The following is an 18,860-nucleotide window of genomic DNA, read 5'->3' as shown; positions in this document are numbered from 1 at the left end:
CTGGGGGCCGGCGGTTCAAGCCGGCCACAGCCAGGACTGCTTTAATTTCTTTAAAGGAAACCGATGAGCTGGGATTTCGCTCTGATTTTGTTTGTACTGCTGATATTGACCGGCGCAATCTGGTTTTTGGATCGTTTCTCCTTGCGGGCACGTCGTCTGGCGCGCGCGCAGGCTGCGATGCAGGCGGTACCGGAAACGGCAGCTCAAGACCCCGAGCATTTGCAGCAGTTGCGCCAGGAAGCCTATGACCAGGCCAATCGCATGCCGTGGTGGATTGAGTATGGTGTCAGTTTCTTCCCGGTCATTTTGTTCGTGTTTGTACTGCGCTCTTTCATTATTGAGCCATTTCGCATTCCCTCCGGCTCCATGCTGCCTACACTGAAAAATGGCGATCTCATTTTGGTGAACAAGTACGAATATGGCATTCGTCTGCCCGTCAGTGGCACCAAGGTGGTGCCCTTGGGTCAGCCCGAGCGGGGCGATGTGATTGTGTTTCGCTACCCTGTGGACACCAGCGTGGATTACATCAAGCGCGTAGTTGGCGTGCCCGGTGACCGGATCGAGTACCGTGACAAAGTGCTGTCCGTCAATGGACAGGTTATTACCCAGGTGCGCAGTGGTGATTATTATGAGCCGGATCGTTCTGCCTATATCGGGCGCTATCTGGAAGAGCTGGGCAAGGTGCAGCACAACATCCTGTTGAACAAGACCCAGCCGCAGGGACTGATGCCCATCGTGGCGTTCCCCCATCGCGACTCCTGTGAGTATTTCTCCAATGGCATCTCGTGTGTCGTGCCAGAGGGTAATTACTTCGTTATGGGAGATAATCGCGACAATAGTCTGGACAGTCGTTATTGGGGCTTTGTACCCGATGAGAATATTGTGGGACGCGCCTTTTTTATCTGGATGAATTTCCGCGAACTTAGTCGTATAGGTCGCTTCCATTAATGAAACGTCTTGCTTTGCTTGAAGCCGCTATCGGCTACTCCTTTAAAGACATAGGCCTGCTGGAGCAGGCCTTGACCCATCGCAGCCACAGCGCTCGTCATAACGAGCGTCTGGAGTTCCTGGGCGATTCGGTTTTGAACTTCACGGTTGCGGCCTTGTTGTTTGAGCGCTTTCAACGTATTGACGAAGGCGATCTGTCGCGTCTGCGCGCTAATCTGGTCAAGCAGGCTGCCCTGGCTGAAATTGCAACGCGCCTGGGTTTGTCGGATTATCTGCGCTTGGGGGAAGGGGAGCTCAAGAGCGGCGGTTTTCGTCGCCCCTCCATTCTGGCCGACGCCCTGGAAGCAATATTTGGCGCTGTTTTTCTGGATGCCGGCTTTACGCAAGCCCAAACCGTCATCACCCAGCTGTATGAACCCATGCTGGTCGATGTGGACCCCAAGACCTTGGGGAAAGACCCCAAAACCTTGCTGCAAGAGTTGTTGCAAGGCCGAAAGCTGGATTTGCCGGTGTATACCGTGGTGGCCACGCATGGCGCTGCTCACGATCAGCTCTTCGATATTGAATGCACGATCGCCAAGCTCAATATCCATGTGCAAGCCAGTGGCAGCAGCCGGCGTGCTGCGGAACAAGCCGCCGCCACACAGGCAATCGCTATTTTAGAAGCTGAATTTCCAGCCAAGACGACGCGCGCCAGCCGCCATCGTCGCCCCTCACAATTGACTCTGCCCGTGGCGGTGTCGCAGGAAACACAATGACAGATACCCCTTTTCGCTGCGGGTTCGTGGCTATCGTAGGACGGCCCAATGTGGGCAAGTCCACACTGGCCAATGCCCTGATCGGCAGCAAGATCTCGATCGTATCGCGCAAGGCGCAGACGACCCGGCATCGCATCAACAGCGTGTTGACGCGTGAGCATGATCAGATGGTGTTTGTGGATACCCCCGGCTTTCAAACCAAGCACGGCGGCGCCATGAACCGCATGATGAACCGCGTGGTGACTCAGGCTCTGGCCGATGTGGATGTGGTGGTGCATGTGGTTGAAGCCGGTAAGTGGTCCGCGGCAGACGCTGAGCTGTTGCCCATGCTGCCCAAAGGCGGCAAGACCATTTTGGTGATCAATAAGGTTGACGCACTCAAGAGCAAGAATGACTTGTTGCCTTACATTGCTCGCCTGTCCCAGGAGTTTGAGTACGGTGCCGTGATTCCGGTCAGTGCAGCAAAACGCCTGCAACTGGAGCCTTTGCTCGATGAGATCGCCTCGCGTCTGCCCGAGGGCGAAGCCATGTTCGATGCGGATACCATCACCGATCGCTCGGTTCGTTTCATTACCTCAGAGCTGCTGCGCGAAAAGATCTTCCGTCTGGTGGGCGATGAATTGCCCTATGGTTGCACCGTTGTCATTGAACAATGGGATGAGAACGAGCAGGGCGCGCGCATTGCGGCTTGCGTCGTCGTCGAGCGCGAGAGCCATCGTCCGATTCTGTTGGGAGCCGGTGGCATGCACATGAAGCGCATTGCAACTGAAGCTCGCCAGGATATTGCCAAGTTGATCGACAAGCCGGTGTTCCTGGATGTGTATATCAAGGTGCGTAAAGGCTGGTCTGATCGTGAAGCGGTCCTGCGTGACCTGGGGTATGAGTAATCCCCGTCATCGCTTTCAGGACGAAGCGGGCTACATACTGCACACCAGTGCCTGGCGTGAAACGTCTCTGATTTGCCATGCCTTTACACGCAACCACGGACTGGTGCCGATGGTCGCGAAAGGCGCGAAAAGGCCGCATTCCATTTTGCGGCCTGCTTTGTCTGTATTTCAGCCTTTGTTGTTGGCCTGGTCGGGCAAAAACGAAGTCAAGACATTGACGCGAGCGGACTGTGCCGGAATTCGGCCTTTAAAGGGACGTGCCCTGATGTCGGCCTGGTATATGAATGAATTATTGATTCGTTTGTTGCCACGCGAAGATCCCCATCCTGTTTTATACGATGCCTATGAGGAAGCCCTGGTACATCTGGCCCAGGTACCTCGTCCTCCTGTGGCGGGAGCCTTGCGGCGCTTTGAGTGGGTGCTGCTGACCGAGACAGGCTATGGCTTTGATGAGGCCACGCCTGATTTTGACGATCCTGTTGGGGAGCCTGAACTGCGCATACGCTTGCGTGAACGGCTCAACAGCCTGTTGGGCCGCCCCTTGCATACCCGCTCTGTTCTTATGCAGCTGCAACGCTATTGATATGGCCGCCTCTCTTCCTGCCGTGCTGGTTCTCGATACCTGCGTACTGATTTCCAATGTGTTGCGCCGTCTGCTTTTGGCTCTGGCCGACGAACAGTTGTTCAAACCTGTCTGGAGCCCGGTCATCGGGGATGAATGGCGTCGCAATGCGGGCCGCCTCTGGAAGGTCATGCCATTGTCCATCGAAGAGCAATGGGAGCAGTTACAGCAACGCTATCCCGAGGCGGATTTGGGCGACAGCAGCGAGTTCAAGAAAAACCTGCGCTACTCTGATGCCAAGGACTGGCATGTGATTGCCAGTGCTCGTCTAGCACAGCAGCGCTACCCCGATCAGGCAGTCGGTATCCTGACGCGTAATCTAAAAGACTTCAATCGTTCTGAATTGCGTCGCCTGGGGATCAGCTTGTGGGAGCCGGACCAACTCTTGGGTTTGTATATGAGCGCTTATCCCGAGCTGATGCAGCGTTTGCTCGATGCCTTGCCAGCCTTGATGTTGACACCCGAAGCCCAGGCGTTGGATACCCATACCTTATTAAAGCGTGATCGCTTGTTTAGCGTAGGCCAGGCTTATGCACGGCGACAGAAAATGGACGAGGCACATTCATGAAGCAGGGAGTATTGCTGTCGGTTCTGGCCTCAGCCTTGTTCGCTTGTCTGTATTACTATGCCACGGTCTTGCATCCGCTCAGTGGCGAGCAGATTTTTGCCTGGCGTATTGTCTTGGGTTTGCCCGCTTTGGCATTGGTGATCACCCGCGCGCGACGTTGGCGAGAGGTGCGTTGGGTACTGCGTCACTGGCCCGGCAACTGGCGCTATTTTGCCCTGTTGCTGCTGGCCGCCGCCTTGGTGGGCGTGCAGCTCTGGATTTTCGTATGGGCGCCCTTGCATCAAATGGCACTGGACGTATCACTGGGCTACTTTCTGTTGCCGCTGATGATGGTGCTGGTGGGGCGGGTGATTTACAAGGACAGGCTAAGCCGCATGCAGTGGATTGCTGTTGCTCTGGCCGGCCTGGGGGTGCTGCATGAGCTGTTGCGCGTGGGAAGCGTCTCATGGGCGACCGCTGTGGTGGTGATAGGCTACCCACCGTATTTTATGTTGCGCCGTCACCTGCGGCTGGGTTCGTTGGCATCGCTGTGGTTTGATCTGAGCTTTTTGTTTCTACCCGCATGCTGGCTGCTCTTTGTGCAAGATACACAGATGTGGGGCGTATTTGCGGACGAGCCTCGTTTGTTCTGGCAGGTGCCGGTCCTGGGCCTGATCAGTTCAGTGGCTCTGGTCAGCTACTTGTCTGCCAGTCGGCAGTTGCCCCTGGCCCTTTTCGGAATACTGGGCTATGTGGAGCCTGTCCTGTTGTTCTGGGTGGCCTATTTGCTGCTGAATGAGCCTATGAGTGCCAGTCAATGGTGGACCTACATTCCGATCTGGATTGCGATTTCTTTAATGGCGCTGGAAGGCTTGATCAACATGTGGCGTCCAGGTCCCCCCGTGCCGCCCCCCAAGGTATGAGGCTTGGGCATGCTGCGCCTGCCAAGCCTGATAGTGGGCAACTCGCTGGCGTGAGGGTTGCGCCGGAAATGAATCCTCAGTAAAAAAAAACGACTCCAGCGATATGGAGTCGTTTTTTTATGAGGGTGATCTTTTCATAAAGACCGGAGGCAGCAAGCCCGCCTCAGTTCCGTGTCACCGCCTCAGATGGTTTAGAGCAGTTTTTCTGGACAGTCGGGCTGATTGCGCAACAGGTTGGCCTGGGTCACCGAACAACCAGCTGGTACGTCTTCGGTAATCCAGACATTTCCGCCAATGGTCGAGCCTGCCCCCAATGTGACACGGCCCAGAATCGTGGCGCCGGCGTAAATGACGACGTCGTCCTCCACAATCGGGTGACGAGGCTGGCCTTTGAGCAGCAAACCTTTTTCATCCTTGCTAAAGCGCTTGGCACCGAGTGTGACTGCCTGGTAGATACGCACCCGCTTGCCGATAATCGCCGTCTCGCCAATGACAACGCCGGTGCCGTGGTCAATGAAGCACGAATGGTCAATTTGCGCACCTGGATGAATATCAATGCCCGTCTGGCTGTGAGCCAGTTCAGCAATGATGCGCGCCGTCAGGGGCAGGCCCAGATTGGTCAGGGCGTGGGCGATGCGGTGATGGATCATGGCCAGCAGACCGGGATAGCACAAAAGCACTTCGTCGACGTTGCGGGCGGCTGGATCTCCCTGGTAGGCTGCCACCACGTCCAGATCCAGGGTGCGGCGCAAGTCGGGCAGTTTATTGGCAAAGGCCTGGATGGCCTGATGAGCCTGGTTTTCAATCGTTTCACGATCGTATTGATCACCACGCAGCAGCGCTGCGCGTTGCAGCTCGATACGGGCTTGTTGCAGCAGTGTGTTCAGTGCCTGTCCCAGGTGGTGTCCTACAAAGTGGTCTTCATACTCGCGACGTAGTTCAGGGCTGCCCAGACGCATCGGAAACAAAATTCCTTTGAGCTGCTCGATCACTTGAATCAGAGCTTGTACCGACGGAAACTCCTGTCCCTCAAGCTCGTTCAGGCGTTGATGCGCCTGTCGCCATTCTTCGCGAGCCGCACGCAGATTATCGACAATATGTTGAGTTTCAAAGACTGCCACCAGTGTTCTCCAAAGGGGAAATTTTTCTATAAGGTTTACTATACCTGCGCGTCTGGGCAAGGACACGAAAAACAGGATGATTCATCAGGGTGATTCAGGGCCGCGCCAGGCCGCTTGAAAAGTCCGCGCAGGCACACCCCAAGCCGATGGAAGGGGGGGGTGCTCAGGCTGGATGAGCAAGGCCTGAAAAGGGGCTTTCAGCGTCGAGTGCGGTGGATAGGATAAAAAAAAGCCCCCTTCGCAAAGGGGGCAGGGGTGTTCGGGTTTGCGATCTTATTCGCGGTTACCACCCAATATGCCCAACAGCATCAGCAGGTTGCTGAAGATGTTGTAGACATCCAGATAGATGGCCAAGGTGGCTGACACATAGTTGGTCTCGCCGCCATTGATGACGCGTTGCAAGTCCACCAGCAAAAAGGCTGAAAAAATGCCAATCGCCATTACGGAGATGGTCAGCATCAATGCAGGCAGTTGCAGAAAAATGTTGGCCAGGGCGGCTACCAGCAAGATAACGGCACCGACAAACAGAAACTTCTGCATGCCGCTGAAGTCACGCTTGGTGGTGCTGGCGACGGTTGCCATGGTGGCAAAGACCGCAGCGGTTCCGCCAAAAGCCAGCATGATTAGTTGAGCGCCATTACCCATGCCCAGCACAAAGCCGAGCAGGCGCGACAACATGATGCCCATAAAGAAGGTAAAGGCCATCAGCAGGGCGACGCCCAGCGAGCTGTTCTTGTTCTTTTCGACCAGGAACATCAGGCCAAAGGCACCGACCAGAAAAACAATGGCACTCAGACCAGGGCTGGCGCCCATGACCCGGTTAATGCCCGAAGACAGGCCCAGCAAGGCTCCCAAGACGGTGGGAATCATGGACAGGGCCAGTAGCCAATAGGTGTTGCGCAGGACGCGATTGCGAGCAATCAGCGACTGGGCGCCCAGGGTGCCGTTATGCTCGGGCAAGCTTGATTGACGAAATTCGCTCATGATGAGTCCTTAGAATGCAGAGAGATCATGAATCAAGAATAACTGACATTTACCTGAATAATCAAGAAGCTTCTTGATTGTTCAAGTACCCAGCTTATGGGCATGCACTTGGCAACCCTGTGTCTGGTACACACGCCAGCGTTCGCGGGCCTGGGTACGGTCGGTTTCCCGTTCAGAGACAATTTCCAGAACGCGTGAAAACTGCTCAAAACCGGGTGGGCACTGCACATCCAGATTTAACAGCCAGCTTTGCTCATCGCGGGCTATGGGGGCGGTGCTGGTCAGCAGTACAGGGGTCTGGGCGGCCAGGGGGTCTTCGACGCCTACATGTGGCACAAAGGCCGTGGATTCAAAACCCCACAGCAATCGATCGAAGCGAGCCAGTTGACGGGGGTCGGAGAGATAGACCACCACCTGACGACCCGCCTCGTAGTGCTTGCGCACGACCTCGCAGGCCATGCGCAAGCGATCTGGCGCGCCGAAAGCAAAATCGACGCGAGTCATGCTTAGCGACACTGATTAAGCAGGTACTGAACCAGCAAAGGCACGGGACGGCCCGTGGCGCCCTTGTCCTTGCCACCGCGCCAGGCGGTACCGGCGATGTCCAGGTGAGCCCAGCGGTAGGCTTTGGTAAAGCGCGCCAGGAAGCAGGCGGCGGTGACGGAACCGGCAGGTGGCCCACCAATATTGGCCATGTCTGCAAAGTTCGAGCGCAATTGCTCCTGGTAGGCATCATCCAGCGGCATGCGCCAGGCGGTGTCGCCCGTTTGCTTGCCCGCTTGCAGCAGTTCCTCGGCCAGTTCGTCGTCCGGCGAGAACAGACCTGTATTGATGTGGCCCAGAGCCACCACGCAGGCACCGGTCAGTGTAGCCATGTCGATCACGGCGGCCGGTTTGAAGCGCTCGACGTAGGTCAGGGCATCGCACAGGACCAGGCGACCTTCGGCATCCGTATTCAGGATTTCAATGGTCTGGCCCGACATGCTGGTCACTACATCGCCCGGCTTGTTGGCGCGACCGCTGGGCATGTTTTCGCAAGAGGCCACGACAGCGATTACTTCGCGATCAATATTGAGTTCGGCAATGGCACGCATGGTGCCCAGAACGCTGGCAGCACCGCCCATGTCGTACTTCATCTCGTCCATATTGCCGGCTGGCTTGATGGAGATACCGCCCGAGTCAAATGTCAGACCTTTACCCACCAGAACGATAGGGCCGTCCTCGTGCTTGGTCTTGGTGGTGGGAGTGTGACGCAGCACGATGAACGCTGGGGGTTCATCCGAGCCTTTGGCCACCGACAGAAACGAGCCCATTTTCAAGGCTTCAATCTGCTTGCGCTCTAGCACTTCGGCTTTGAGTGTCTTGAATTCCTTGGCCAGTTGCTTGGCTGTCTTGCCCAGATAGGTGGGCGTGCAGATATTGCCGGGTAGATCTGCCAGCAGACGCGTCAGGTTGACACCGTTACCAATGGCCTGGCCTTGCTCCAGACCGGCTTTGGCTTCGCTGGCCTGGGTGCGGGCTGTCCACAGCAGGAACTGGCTCAGTTGGGGAGCGGGTTCGGGCTTGCTGAGTGTGGCCGTATAGCGGTAGCTGGCTCGGCACACCGCCACGGCGGCATCTTGGGCCCGGCTGCGCAAGGTCGTGCCTTTGCAGTCGATGCTGGCCAAGGCCGACACAGCTTCTTTCAGGTCCGCTTTCAGGCAGTAAGAGGCCAGACAAGCCTGTGCCTGTGTATGCGTTTCTGCTTTGTATTCCTCTTGGGCGCCTAAGCCGACTAAAATAACGCGTTCGGCCTTCACACCGGGCAGATTGCGCAGCACCAGATGGGTGTTGGGCTTGCCTTTAAACTCGGCTTTCACGGCAGCGCTCACCGCTCCGTTGCTGGCGCGGTCGATAAGTTCCGCTGCGGGGCTTAGAATGCCCTCGGTAAAGACGCCCACGCCGAGCGCGGCTGTCTTAATTTGGTGCAAAGAAGCGGATGTCTGTGTGCTAAATTCCATTCAACTATCCTCAGTGTGTCGCAAATCGTACCTGCGATTATCTCGCAAATTCTCATATGTCTCTATTTAAACGCTCTGCGGTATCCGAAATCTTAAGTCACAGTGGCGTGGTGCTGTCCACTTTGCTGATTGTGTGGCTTAGTGTACTTCTGGTACGTTTGCTGGGCGAAGCCGCCAATGGTGCCATTGGCCCTGATGTGGTGCTGGGTCTGGCCGCCTTTTCCAGTATTACCGCCTTGCCGATCATTTTGGCCGTTTCCCTGTTTATTGCCGTTCTCACTACCGTGACGCGCAGTTATCGCGAGTCTGAAATGGTGGTCTGGTTCGCCAGCGGTTTGTCCCTGAAAAACTGGATCACGCCTGTGCTTCAGTGCGCCGTACCCGTAGCGATCCTGATCGCTGTGTTGACCTTGCAGGCCTCGCCCTGGGCGTATCGTCAGATCGCCGAGTACCGGCAGCGCTTTGAGCAACGCTCGGACTTGAGCAAGGTGACCGCCGGACAATTTATCGAGTCTGATGACGGCGCGCGCGTGTTTTATGCGGATTCGCCGGAGCAAGAAGGGGACGAACTGGGTAATGTCATCGCTCGCGTGATCGATCCGCAATGGTTGAGCATTGTGACGGCGCAAAGCGCTCGGATGGAGGAGCAGCCCAATGGCGACCGTTTTCTGGTTTTGAGCGAAGGTCACCGTTATGACTTGAAGCCGGGGCAGGCAGAGTTTCGCATGGTGGATTTTGAAAGCTATGGCATGCGTCTGGAAAGTCGGGATGCGGGCAATACCGCTGAAACCATCCGCGCTCGTGCAGAGCAGCAGATCAAGGCCCGCCAGACGGGTATGTTGCTGACGGATGATAACAACGAAGCGCGCTCCCAGATCATGTGGCGCGTGGCCTTGCCCCTGGCTGCCTTAAATCTGGCCTTGCTGGCCATCCCCCTGGGAGCGGTGAATCCGCGTCTGGGCCGCTCCGGCAATATTCTGATGGCGGGACTGGTGGGGCTGCTGTACATGAATCTGATCAACCTGTCGCGAGGCTGGATCCGAAACGGTCAGTTGGGTTTTGAGCTGGGTCTATGGCTGGTCCATGCGATCTTCTTGTTGATTATGGTCTTTATGATGTGGCGTAAGTTACGCATCAAGGCCCCCAAACCGCCTGCAGCGAGCTGATAGAGAGCATACCGGCGTCGTCCTGCCCCTTTTTTGGGGCTTTCCCCATTACGCTGGATAAAGTGGCCGGCTCAGGCGCCGTCCAGCAGGTCTTGCCGCTCCGCCACGGATTGCTTGAGAAAATGCCACAATCGCGTCAGGCTGGGATTCTGGCGTTGCTCTTCGTGGCAGAACATCCAGAAGCGACGGCGTAGTTCGACCTGATCGGGCAAGACACAGCGCAGTCGCGGATCGGTTTTCGCCAGAAAACAGGGCAGCACTGCAATGCCTTGGCCTTGCAAGGTGGCCTGATATTGCGCAATGACGCTGGTGCTGCGAAAACGCACGGCAGCCGATCGGACTATCTCCTCCAGATAGCGCAGACTGTCGCTGAATACCAGATCATCCACGTAGGCGATAAAACGGTGTTGAGACAGATCCTGCACCGTCTCGATGGGCGCGTGCGCGGTCAGATAGTCTTGATGGGCGTAGAGCCGCAAACTGTAGTCTGCCAGACGGGTACACCAATAAGGCCCGCGTTGGGGGCGTTCCAGCGCAATGGCCAGGTCAGCGTCCCGACGCGACAAGCTGATTGGGCGGGGGACAGGTAGCAGTTCCAGCGTCAGTTCAGGATACTGGGCCTGGAACACACTTAAGAGCGGGGTCAGTACGTAGCTGCCAAAGGCCTCGGTACAGCCCAGGCGCAGCTTGCCCGTCAGCGGCCTTGCCTTGCCCGTGATCGCATCGCGCGCGGCCAGTAAACGGCTTTCCACCGGTTCCATTTTCTGCTGGAGGTTTTGTCCCTCGCTGGTCAGGCTATAGCCGCTGACCGTGGACTTATGAAACAGGCGCAAGCCCAGCTCCTGTTCCAGAGCCTGGATGCGGCGTGCCACGGTGCTGTGTTGCACCCCAAGGCGCTGTGCCGCCACGCTGATTCGTTGACAGCGGGCCACCTCCAGAAAATACCGCAGATTATCCCAGTCCATGGTGAGTAGCCCGCCCTGAAAAAGACTTGTGCATAAATGCCCAGCTCCTGTGCAATTTTCAACATGGTAAACAGGTTCTGAGGCCTCTACACTCAATGAGAACCCTCATACAAGGGGGATAACAAAATAAGGCTTAGCCGCCTGAGCAATTCATTGGAGACAGGTTATGACGGAAGTGGTTCGTGTTCCTTTGCTGATTGATGGACAACATGTGCAGTCCAAGAGCACCCGCTGGGACGATGTGCTCAATCCTGCCACCCAGGAAGTGGTGGCCCAGGTTCCTTACGCCACGATGGACGAACTGGAAACAATCATCGCCAGTTCGGCCAAAGCCTATGAAAGCTGGCGTCATTCCAGTCAGGGCGCCCGCATGCGCGTCATGCTTAATTTGCAGCGACTAGTGCGTGAAAACAGTGCCAGGCTGGCCGAAGCCATCTCCCGTGAACACGGCAAGACCTTGCCCGATGCGGAAGGTGAAGTAGGCCGGGGGCTGGAAGTGATTGAGTACGCCTGCTCGATTGCCTCAATGCAGTTGGGTGAATATGCGGAAAACGCGGCCGGTGGTATTGATGTGTACACCCTAATCCAGCCCTTGGGCGTGTGTGCCGGTGTCACCGCGTTCAACTTTCCCGTCATGCTGCCTTGTTTCATGTTCCCGCTGGCGGTGGCCTGCGGCAATACCTTTGTGCTCAAACCCTCCGAGCAGGACCCTAGCGCCAGTCTGATGCTGGCCGAACTGGCGCTGGAAGCGGGCTTGCCCCCCGGCGTGCTCAATGTGGTTCATGGCGGAGCCGAGATTGCCAATGCCTTGGTGACGCATCCCGAGGTCAAGGCCGTGTCCTTTATTGGGTCTACTGCGGTTGGCACTGAAATTCACCGTCGTGCGACAGAAGCCGGCAAACGTTCGCAGGCGATGATGGGAGCGAAGAACCATTGCATCGTGATGCCTGACGCAGATCGTGATGTCGCCATTAACCAGCTCCTGGGTGCTGCTTTCGGCGCGGCTGGTCAACGTTGCATGGCAATTTCCGTTGCCGTGATGGTGGGAGAAACCGGTGAGTGGGTTGATGAACTGGTCAAGCGCGCGGCAACCATGAAGGTGAATGTGGGCACAGACCGCCAAGCCGATCTGGGACCGCTGGTGTCGCCTCGTGCCCGTCAGCGAGTTGAGTCCTTGATTGAATCCGGCGTACAGGAGGGGGCCTCGCTTCTGCTTGATGGCCGGGGTGTGAAGGTGCCGGGATACGAGAATGGCAACTTTGTGGGGCCAACCATCTTTAACGATGTCAAGACCGATATGCGTATTTACCAGGAAGAGATTTTCGGTCCTGTCCTGTGTATCGTGCGCGTCAACACCTTGGAAGAGGCGGTGCAGTTCGTCAACCGCAACCCCAATGGGAATGGTGTGTCCATCTTTACTCAGGACGGCGGCCATGCGCGTTACTTTCAAAACCGTATCGATGTGGGGCAAATCGGGATCAATATCCCCATCCCAGTGCCCGTGGCCTGGTTCAGCTTTACCGGTTCGCGCGCGTCCAAGCTGGGCGACTTGGGCCCCAATGGCAAACAGGCCGTTCAGTTCTGGACACAGACTAAAACAGTGACTGCCCGTTGGCAGGCTCATGCCAATACCATGAACACAACCATCAGCATGACGTAATGGTTGAATCTAAATATATAACTTAATGCAATAAGCGAGCTGTTTCTTATTACATATAATAGCCCTGTACCTAGGGCTATTATTATATGAATATTCAACAATTCCGCTTTGTCCGAGAGACCATCCGACGTAACTTCAATCTGACTGAAGCCGCTCGTTCGCTGTATACCTCCCAACCAGGCGTGTCCAAGGCGATCATCGAGTTTGAAGATGAGCTGGGCATCAAGATTTTTGAACGTCATGGAAAACGCATCAAGGGCCTGACCCGACCGGGAGAGGCCGTCGCCGAGGTGATTGACCGCATCATGCGCGAGATCGATAACCTCAAGCGAGTCAGCGATGACTTCGCCCGCCGGGACGAAGGGACATTGGTGATCGCATGTACCCACGCCCAGGCACGTTATTTGCTGCCCAAGGTCATACCCGAGTTCCGTCGCCGCTTTCCCAAGGTGCATATGTCCCTTGCCGAGGGCAGCCCGCCTGTATTGGCTCAGATGGTCATTCATGAGCAGGCCGATGTGGCCATCGCTACCGAGACTCTGGCGCTGACGCCGGGCCTGGTCGCTTTGCCCGTCTATACCTGGGAACACACGGTTGTGGTCACACCGGATCACCCTCTGGCAGACCTGCCCGCCAACAAGCAACTGTCCATCGAGACGCTGGCTCAATATCCCATCGTCACTTATGACCATGCTTTTTCTGGCCGGGGCTCGATTGATGAGGCGTTTGCCAAGCATGGCATTACGCCCGACATTGTGCTTGAGGCGATCGACGCGGACGTGATCAAGACCTACGTGGATGTCGGTTTGGGCATTGGCATTATTGCCGGTATTGCGTTTGATCCACGGCGCGACAAAGGGCTGGTGGGTTTGCCTGCCGGGCACTTGTTTGGCGCTCACCATACCAAGGTGGCGGTAAAGGCGGGGGCATTTTTGCGCGATTATATTTTTGAGTTGCTGGAGATGCTGGCCCCGGAATTGACTCGCGATGTGGTGTTGAGCGCGTTGGACGAGAAGCAGGCCAGCGGCCAGTAAGTCTCATGCGCTGGCTGCATGGGTTCAGGTCAGGGCCACCGTCAATGCACGGTGGCCCTTTTGTCTCGGCCGTCAGGGCGGTGTTGGCCTCCGCCAGTATGTATGGCTAAAGGCTATAAGTAAAAATTGAAACAAGCTATCGACTCGATTGACTATGATAATAAGAATGATTATCATTATCTAACTTTCTTAGCCAATGGAGTTTTCTGTGTCTCAATACGTCAGCGCAGTCGTGGTTGGAGCGGACCGTCTGGGCAATATTCCCGATCTGCTCAAGATCCACAATATTTCCATCAAACACCATATTAGCGGGCGTGATCCGGCTCATCAGAAAAAGACCTTGCAGTTGCCCTCGGGAACCGATCTATTGATTCTTCTGACTGATTTTCTGGGGCATAACGTCATGAAAACGTTCCGCGCAGCGGCCTTGAAATCAGGTATCCGGGTCGTCGCCTGCCGACGCTCGGTATGCAGTATGAAGCAGGCGCTGACTCAGTGCGGCTATTGTGAGGCTTGTCCGCTGGGCAAGTCCAAAAGGCACTAGAGTGGCCGCATGACTGACTGGGGCAAAGAAGGAATCGGTAAAGACTAAAAAGCCACTGTTTGATAACAGTGGCTTTTTTTGTGCTGAGGGCCGATTGACAGGGCCGTTTTATCGAACGCTGCGCAGCCGCGTCTCGGATTGCTGTGTATCGGCAGCAGCCAGGCGGCGTGCACCGTTGTAGCGTTTTTTCCAGTAACTCACCTGCATGTTTTCAACCCGCACGACCGCTCCGGTGCGTGGAGCATGAACAAACTTGTCGTCACCCAGGTAAATTCCAACGTGAGAGAAGCGAGCGCCTCGGGTATTGAAAAAGACCAGGTCGCCTTTACGCAGCTCGTTGCGATTGACTGAAATCCCTTCCTTGGCAATGTCTTTAGACTGACGGGGCAGTTTCAGGCCCAGGGACTTTTCGGCTACATAGGAGACCAGTCCGCTGCAATCAAAACCGGTGTTGGGAGCATCGCCGCCAAAGCTGTACTTCACACCCAGAAAATCGAGTGCGGCGTTGGCGAGACCATGCGTGGAAGAGGAATTCTGCTGGTTGCGGCTTTCGGCGCGCCCTTGGCGGCGATCGCTGCTGTAAGCAATATTGATGTCGTTACGGGCTCGATTGGCCAGATAAGTGCCCAGCGGATCGGACTCGGTCTGGAATTCGTAATCGGCGTAATAACCGTGATCCAGTTCTGCACGATCACTGTTTTGACTGGACTGCTGGGTACCCGTGGTGGCGCATCCTGTCAGAGCCAGGGCACCGGCGAGCAAAAGATATTTGGCGCTGCGATAAGTAATATGCAAAAGTGCGTGTGGATTCAGGTAATGTGGCGGCATGACCAGGGCTTTTTTAAGGACTTGGTGGGCAGCAGCACAACCTTGATGCCTATTTTTGCTGAAATTAGCAGCAATTGATGGGTATCAGGGCTGTAAGTATGGCTAAAAGCACATACCTTGCCGAGGGTGCTGTACGTTAGGTTGTCAGGCAGTGTACCGGAGGAAAATTACACCGTAAAGCGTTGTAGGAGGGTATTTTGCGATTGAATCATACTGTTGCAAACTGCGTCTTAGCGGGATTTTCAGGTGCTGTGCATGAGTCCAGTGCTCTTTTTTGAAGTTGGCTGCAAGTTGCGGGAAGTAGGGCGACGTTTTTGTATTTATAGGATTGAATGATGCGAGTTATGGGACAGACCCTAGGGAAAGCCCTGAATGATGGTGTGCGATTGCGCGAGTTGTGGGCGTGGGCCATGTACGACTTTGCAAACTCTGGCTACACCACCGTCATCCTGACCAGTGTCTATAGCGCCTACTTTGTGGGTGTCGTGGCCCAAGGACGCAGTTGGGCCACGCTGGCCTGGACAGCGGCCTTGTCCATCTCGTATCTGAGCATCATGTTCACCATGCCTGGCCTGGGAGCCAAAGCCGACGCACGTCAGGGCAAGCGACGGCTTTTGTTCAGCAGCACGATAGGGTGTGTTCTGGCTACGCTGATGTTGTATTGGGCAGGGCCCGGTGACATCGTCTGGGCTCTGGTTTTCATTGCACTGTCCAACTATTGCTATTGTATTGGCGAGTCGGTCATTGGGGCCTTCCTGCCCGAAATCGCCAGGCCTGAAGCGCTGGGTCGCGTGTCGGGCTGGGGCTGGGGATTCGGCTACTTTGGCGGCATGTTGGCCCTGGGGCTTTCTTTGGCTTTTCTGACGTGGGCCACCTCACAGGGTTGGACCGCTCAGGAGTATGTGCCGGGGATCGCCTTGATTACGGCCGGCTTGTTTGCCCTGTCCGCCCTGCCATCTTTTCTGTTTCTGCATGAACGTACTGCGCCCAGCGGAGCCAGACCGCAGGGCATGCTGTCCCGTCTGGCGGAACCGGCTCGGGACATACATCATCATTTTCCCGATTTTCGCACCTTGTTGCTTTGTGGGGCTGCGTATCAGGCCGGCATCGCCGTCATCATCACGCTCTCGGCTGTTTACGCTACGGAAGCCATGGGTTTTACCATGGCTCAAACCATGACCCTGATTTTCACGGTCAATATTGCGGCGGCAGTGGGCGCCTTGCTGTTTGGACATATTCAGGACCGGGTAGGTCATCGACGCGCCCTGGCGCTGACGCTGTGCGCCTGGCTGATTATGGTGGCCATTGCCGTTAGCACGAGTTCCCTGGCCGGTTTCTGGGCGGCCGCGGCCGTGGCGGGGCTGTGCATTGGCAGCAGTCAGAGTGCGGGCAGGGCAATGGTGGGTTTGTTGGCGCCCAAGAGCCGTCTGGCCGAATTTTTTGCCTTGTGGACCTTTGCCATCCAGCTGGCAGCGGTATGCGGGCCGCTGTCCTACGGTCTGGTGACCTGGCTGAGCGGCGGCAACCATCGACTTGCGCTGGCCTGCACCGGTCTGTTCTTTTTAAGCGGACTGTTTATCTTGTCGCGTTTGAACTTTCAACGAGGCATTTTGGCCAAGAATCAGGCCGATCTGGCTTGTCAGGATTGAGTAAGTAAGGCGCGTTACGTTTATATAAAATTAAGCTGGGCTAGCCATGCGCGGCCCAAGAAAAACACCAAATCTGGAAAATAAAGGAGCCAAACTATGAGCGGTCCCACGTCTATTGAATCCGTCCTGTCGGAAAGCCGGGTGTTTCCTGTGTTCCCGAATCTGGAACGCGATGCTCGCATCGCTGGCATGGCGGCCTACGAGGAGCTTTGCCAGAAGGCCGAGCAGGATTATCCCGGCTACTGGGCGGATCTGGCCCGTGATCGCCTGGTCTGGACCAAACCTTTCACACAGGTTCTGGACGATAGCAAGCCTCCGTTCTATAAGTGGTTCCACGATGGTGAACTGAATGTCTCGGCCAACTGTCTGGACAAGCATCTGGGTACCCCTACCGAGCACAAGACTGCGCTTATCTTTGAAGCCGATGGCGGCGAAGTTACCAAGGTCACGTTTCGCGAGCTTTATGAACAGGTTTGTCAGTTTGCCAATGGTTTGAAGGCTCTGGGTTACAAAACGGGCGAACGCGCCCTGATTTATATGCCCATGTCGGTACAAGCCATTGTGGCCATGCAGGCATGTGCTCGTTTGGGGATTACGCACTCGGTGGTGTTTGGCGGATTTTCCGCCAAAAGTCTGCACGAGCGTGCCGTGGACGTGGGCGCTACGCTGGTTATCACGGCGGACGAGCAGCGCCGTGGCGGTCGTGCCATTCCCTTGAAAAACGCGGTAGATGAAGCCCTCAGTGCAGGTGATTGCCAGGCGGTGCGTCATGTGATCGTCTACAAGCGCACAGGTGGCCCGGTTGCCTGGCATGAAGGTCGTGACCTGTGGTGGGAAGAGGTCGTCAAGGGACAAAGCGCGGACTGCCCGGCGGTCTCCGTCAATGCCGAGCACCCTTTGTTCGTTCTCTATACCTCTGGCTCTACCGGTAAACCCAAGGGGGTGCAGCATTCTTCCGCAGGTTATTTGTTGGGGGCCATCCTCAGTGTGCAGTGGACATTCGACGCCAAGGACAGTGATGTGTTCTGGTGTACGGCCGATATTGGCTGGGTGACCGGTCACACCTTTATTACCTATGGCCCCTTGGCCGCCGGGCTTACTCAGGTTGTGTTTGAAGGCGTGCCAACTTATCCGGATGCAGGCCGCTTCTGGAATATGATTGAGCGCCACGGTGTGACCGTGTTCTACACGGCGCCGACAGCCATTCGTTCCTTGACCAAGGCCGCGGAAGCAGACGAGGCCATTCATCCCAAACAATACAATCTGGATACCTTGCGCATCATTGGTTCGGTAGGGGAGCCCATCAATCCCGAAGCCTGGATGTGGTATTTCAAGAATGTGGGTCGTGAACGTTGTCCGATTGTGGATACCTGGTGGCAGACAGAAACCGGTGGCCATGTAATCACGCCGCTCCCTGGTGCTACACCGTTGAAACCCGGCTCGTGCGGCCTGCCGTTTCCCGGCATGGACGTGGCGATTGTGGACGAGGTGGGCGAAGAAGCCGAGCGTGGCAATGGCGGTTTTCTGGTCATTCGCAAACCGTGGCCCAACATGATTCGCACGATCTGGGGTGATCCGGACCGTTTCGTGAAAAGTTACTTCCCCCCTGAGTTGAAAGGCTATTACCTGGCCGGTGATGGTGCGCAGCGTGACACCGATGGCTACTTCTGGGTCATGGGTCGAATCGACGACGTGCTGAACGTCTCCGGGCACCGTTTGGGCACGATGGAAGTGGAGTCGGCGTTGGTTGCCCACCCTCTTGTGGCAGAAGCAGCGGTTGTTGGCAAGCCTGACCCGACAACGGGTGAAGCGATTGTGGCGTTTGTGGTGCTCAATGGCGATCTGCCAGCGGGGGCGGAGGCAGACAAGATTGCTGCCGAGTTGCGCAATTGGGTAGGCAAGGAAATCGGTCCTATTGCCAAGCCGCGGGAAATCCGTTTTGGTGAAAACCTGCCCAAGACACGCTCGGGCAAGATCATGCGTCGTTTGCTGCGTTTCGTCGCTAATAACGAGCCGATTACCCAGGATGTGTCCACCCTGGAAAATCCTGCCATCTTGGATCAGTTGTCCGAAGCGCATTAATTTTTCCCCGTTCCTGTTTGACCCTGGTTTTCTCGCAGAACCAGGGTTTTTTTATTCCTCTGGACAATGTGGCGCTTGAAAGACTGAATGGTCCGGAATTGGCCTAGCATTATGCTTGGGCCAAAAATATTGGTCCAAGAAT

18 protein-coding genes are annotated in these 18,860 nt (G+C 56.1%); 12 read left to right on the top strand and 6 right to left on the bottom strand.

Annotated elements, in window-relative coordinates; genetic code table 11:
- The first annotated feature begins 63 nt into the window (after positions 1-63).
- The 6 genes from lepB to rarD are packed head-to-tail and all read left to right on the top strand — an operon-like array spanning position 64 to position 4,685.
- Positions 64-948, top strand: a complete 885-nt coding sequence (lepB, locus tag ACOZ42_RS11455) for a signal peptidase I (protein ID WP_003800944.1) — start codon at positions 64-66, stop codon at positions 946-948.
- Positions 948-1,706, top strand: a complete 759-nt coding sequence (gene rnc, locus ACOZ42_RS11450; RefSeq protein ID WP_003800943.1) for a ribonuclease III — start codon at positions 948-950, stop codon at positions 1,704-1,706. Before lepB ends, rnc begins: the two co-directional genes overlap by 1 nt.
- Positions 1,703-2,593 (top strand): GTPase Era, encoded by an 891-nt coding sequence (gene era / locus ACOZ42_RS11445; RefSeq protein WP_003800941.1) that lies wholly within the window; start codon positions 1,703-1,705, stop codon positions 2,591-2,593. The genes rnc and era overlap by 4 nt, the downstream gene beginning before the upstream one ends.
- Positions 2,586-3,176 (top strand): DNA repair protein RecO, encoded by a 591-nt coding sequence (gene recO / locus ACOZ42_RS11440; RefSeq protein WP_003800939.1) that lies wholly within the window; start codon positions 2,586-2,588, stop codon positions 3,174-3,176. The genes era and recO overlap by 8 nt, the downstream gene beginning before the upstream one ends.
- A gap of 1 nt (position 3,177) precedes the next feature.
- Positions 3,178-3,783 carry a PIN domain-containing protein gene (locus ACOZ42_RS11435; RefSeq protein ID WP_003800938.1) on the top strand — a complete coding sequence of 202 codons (606 nt, stop codon included), beginning with the start codon at positions 3,178-3,180 and terminating at the stop codon, positions 3,781-3,783.
- Entirely contained in the window at positions 3,780-4,685 is a 906-nt protein-coding gene (gene rarD, locus ACOZ42_RS11430) for an EamA family transporter RarD (protein ID WP_003800936.1), read from the top strand. The genes ACOZ42_RS11435 and rarD overlap by 4 nt, the downstream gene beginning before the upstream one ends.
- Positions 4,686-4,876: 191 nt before the next feature.
- Here rarD and epsC read toward each other — a convergent pair whose 3' ends face one another.
- From epsC to ACOZ42_RS11410, 4 genes are all read right to left on the bottom strand, one after another.
- Positions 4,877-5,806 (bottom strand): serine O-acetyltransferase EpsC, encoded by a 930-nt coding sequence (epsC, locus tag ACOZ42_RS11425; protein ID WP_003800935.1) that lies wholly within the window; start codon positions 5,804-5,806, stop codon positions 4,877-4,879.
- Positions 5,807-6,079: 273 nt separating this feature from the next.
- Positions 6,080-6,790 (bottom strand): Bax inhibitor-1/YccA family protein, encoded by a 711-nt coding sequence (locus tag ACOZ42_RS11420; RefSeq protein WP_003800932.1) that lies wholly within the window; start codon positions 6,788-6,790, stop codon positions 6,080-6,082.
- A gap of 81 nt (positions 6,791-6,871) precedes the next feature.
- The gene (locus ACOZ42_RS11415) at positions 6,872-7,294 is read right to left on the bottom strand and encodes a DNA polymerase III subunit chi (protein WP_003800931.1); all 423 of its coding nucleotides are present in this window, start codon (positions 7,292-7,294) and stop codon (positions 6,872-6,874) included.
- Positions 7,295-7,296: 2 nt separating this feature from the next.
- Positions 7,297-8,790: a leucyl aminopeptidase gene (locus ACOZ42_RS11410; protein WP_003800929.1), complete on the bottom strand. Its 1,494-nt coding sequence runs from the start codon at positions 8,788-8,790 to the stop codon at positions 7,297-7,299.
- Positions 8,791-8,846: 56 nt separating this feature from the next.
- Between ACOZ42_RS11410 and lptF the strand changes: the two genes are divergently transcribed.
- Positions 8,847-9,956, top strand: coding sequence for an LPS export ABC transporter permease LptF (gene lptF, locus ACOZ42_RS11405; protein ID WP_003800927.1), 1,110 nt, complete (start codon positions 8,847-8,849; stop codon positions 9,954-9,956).
- 71 nt (positions 9,957-10,027) lie between these two features.
- Here lptF and ACOZ42_RS11400 read toward each other — a convergent pair whose 3' ends face one another.
- On the bottom strand, positions 10,028-10,921 hold the full coding sequence (locus ACOZ42_RS11400; RefSeq protein ID WP_003800925.1) for a LysR family transcriptional regulator: 894 nt from the start codon (positions 10,919-10,921) through the stop codon (positions 10,028-10,030).
- A 166-nt stretch (positions 10,922-11,087) separates the two neighbouring features.
- On the opposite strand from ACOZ42_RS11400, the gene ACOZ42_RS11395 reads away from it, so the two are divergent.
- The 3 genes from ACOZ42_RS11395 (at position 11,088) to ACOZ42_RS11385 (ending at position 14,159) form a co-directional block, all read left to right on the top strand.
- Positions 11,088-12,581, top strand: a complete 1,494-nt coding sequence (locus ACOZ42_RS11395) for a CoA-acylating methylmalonate-semialdehyde dehydrogenase (RefSeq protein WP_059317996.1) — start codon at positions 11,088-11,090, stop codon at positions 12,579-12,581.
- An 86-nt stretch (positions 12,582-12,667) separates the two neighbouring features.
- Entirely contained in the window at positions 12,668-13,615 is a 948-nt protein-coding gene (locus ACOZ42_RS11390; RefSeq protein ID WP_003800920.1) for a CysB family HTH-type transcriptional regulator, read from the top strand.
- Positions 13,616-13,823: 208 nt separating this feature from the next.
- Positions 13,824-14,159 carry a DUF2325 domain-containing protein gene (locus ACOZ42_RS11385; protein ID WP_131070728.1) on the top strand — a complete coding sequence of 112 codons (336 nt, stop codon included), beginning with the start codon at positions 13,824-13,826 and terminating at the stop codon, positions 14,157-14,159.
- 108 nt (positions 14,160-14,267) lie between these two features.
- Here the strand turns inward: ACOZ42_RS11385 and ACOZ42_RS11380 are convergent, their stop codons facing one another.
- On the bottom strand, positions 14,268-14,987 hold the full coding sequence (locus ACOZ42_RS11380; RefSeq protein WP_193353487.1) for a C40 family peptidase: 720 nt from the start codon (positions 14,985-14,987) through the stop codon (positions 14,268-14,270).
- Positions 14,988-15,331: 344 nt separating this feature from the next.
- On the opposite strand from ACOZ42_RS11380, the gene ACOZ42_RS11375 reads away from it, so the two are divergent.
- Both ACOZ42_RS11375 and acs read left to right on the top strand, forming a co-directional pair.
- On the top strand, positions 15,332-16,636 hold the full coding sequence (locus ACOZ42_RS11375; RefSeq protein ID WP_426345138.1) for an MFS transporter: 1,305 nt from the start codon (positions 15,332-15,334) through the stop codon (positions 16,634-16,636).
- 96 nt (positions 16,637-16,732) lie between these two features.
- Entirely contained in the window at positions 16,733-18,718 is a 1,986-nt protein-coding gene (gene acs / locus ACOZ42_RS11370; RefSeq protein WP_003800913.1) for an acetate--CoA ligase, read from the top strand.
- Positions 18,719-18,860: the final 142 nt, after the last annotated feature.

This window comes from Alcaligenes sp. HNGD-HTN06, from assembly GCF_049932565.1.
GTDB classification, from domain to species: Bacteria; Pseudomonadota; Gammaproteobacteria; order Burkholderiales; family Burkholderiaceae_B; genus Alcaligenes; species Alcaligenes ammonioxydans.
The sequence above is the reverse complement of the archived record's forward strand: the minus strand, read 5'-3'. Positions and strand labels throughout refer to the sequence as shown.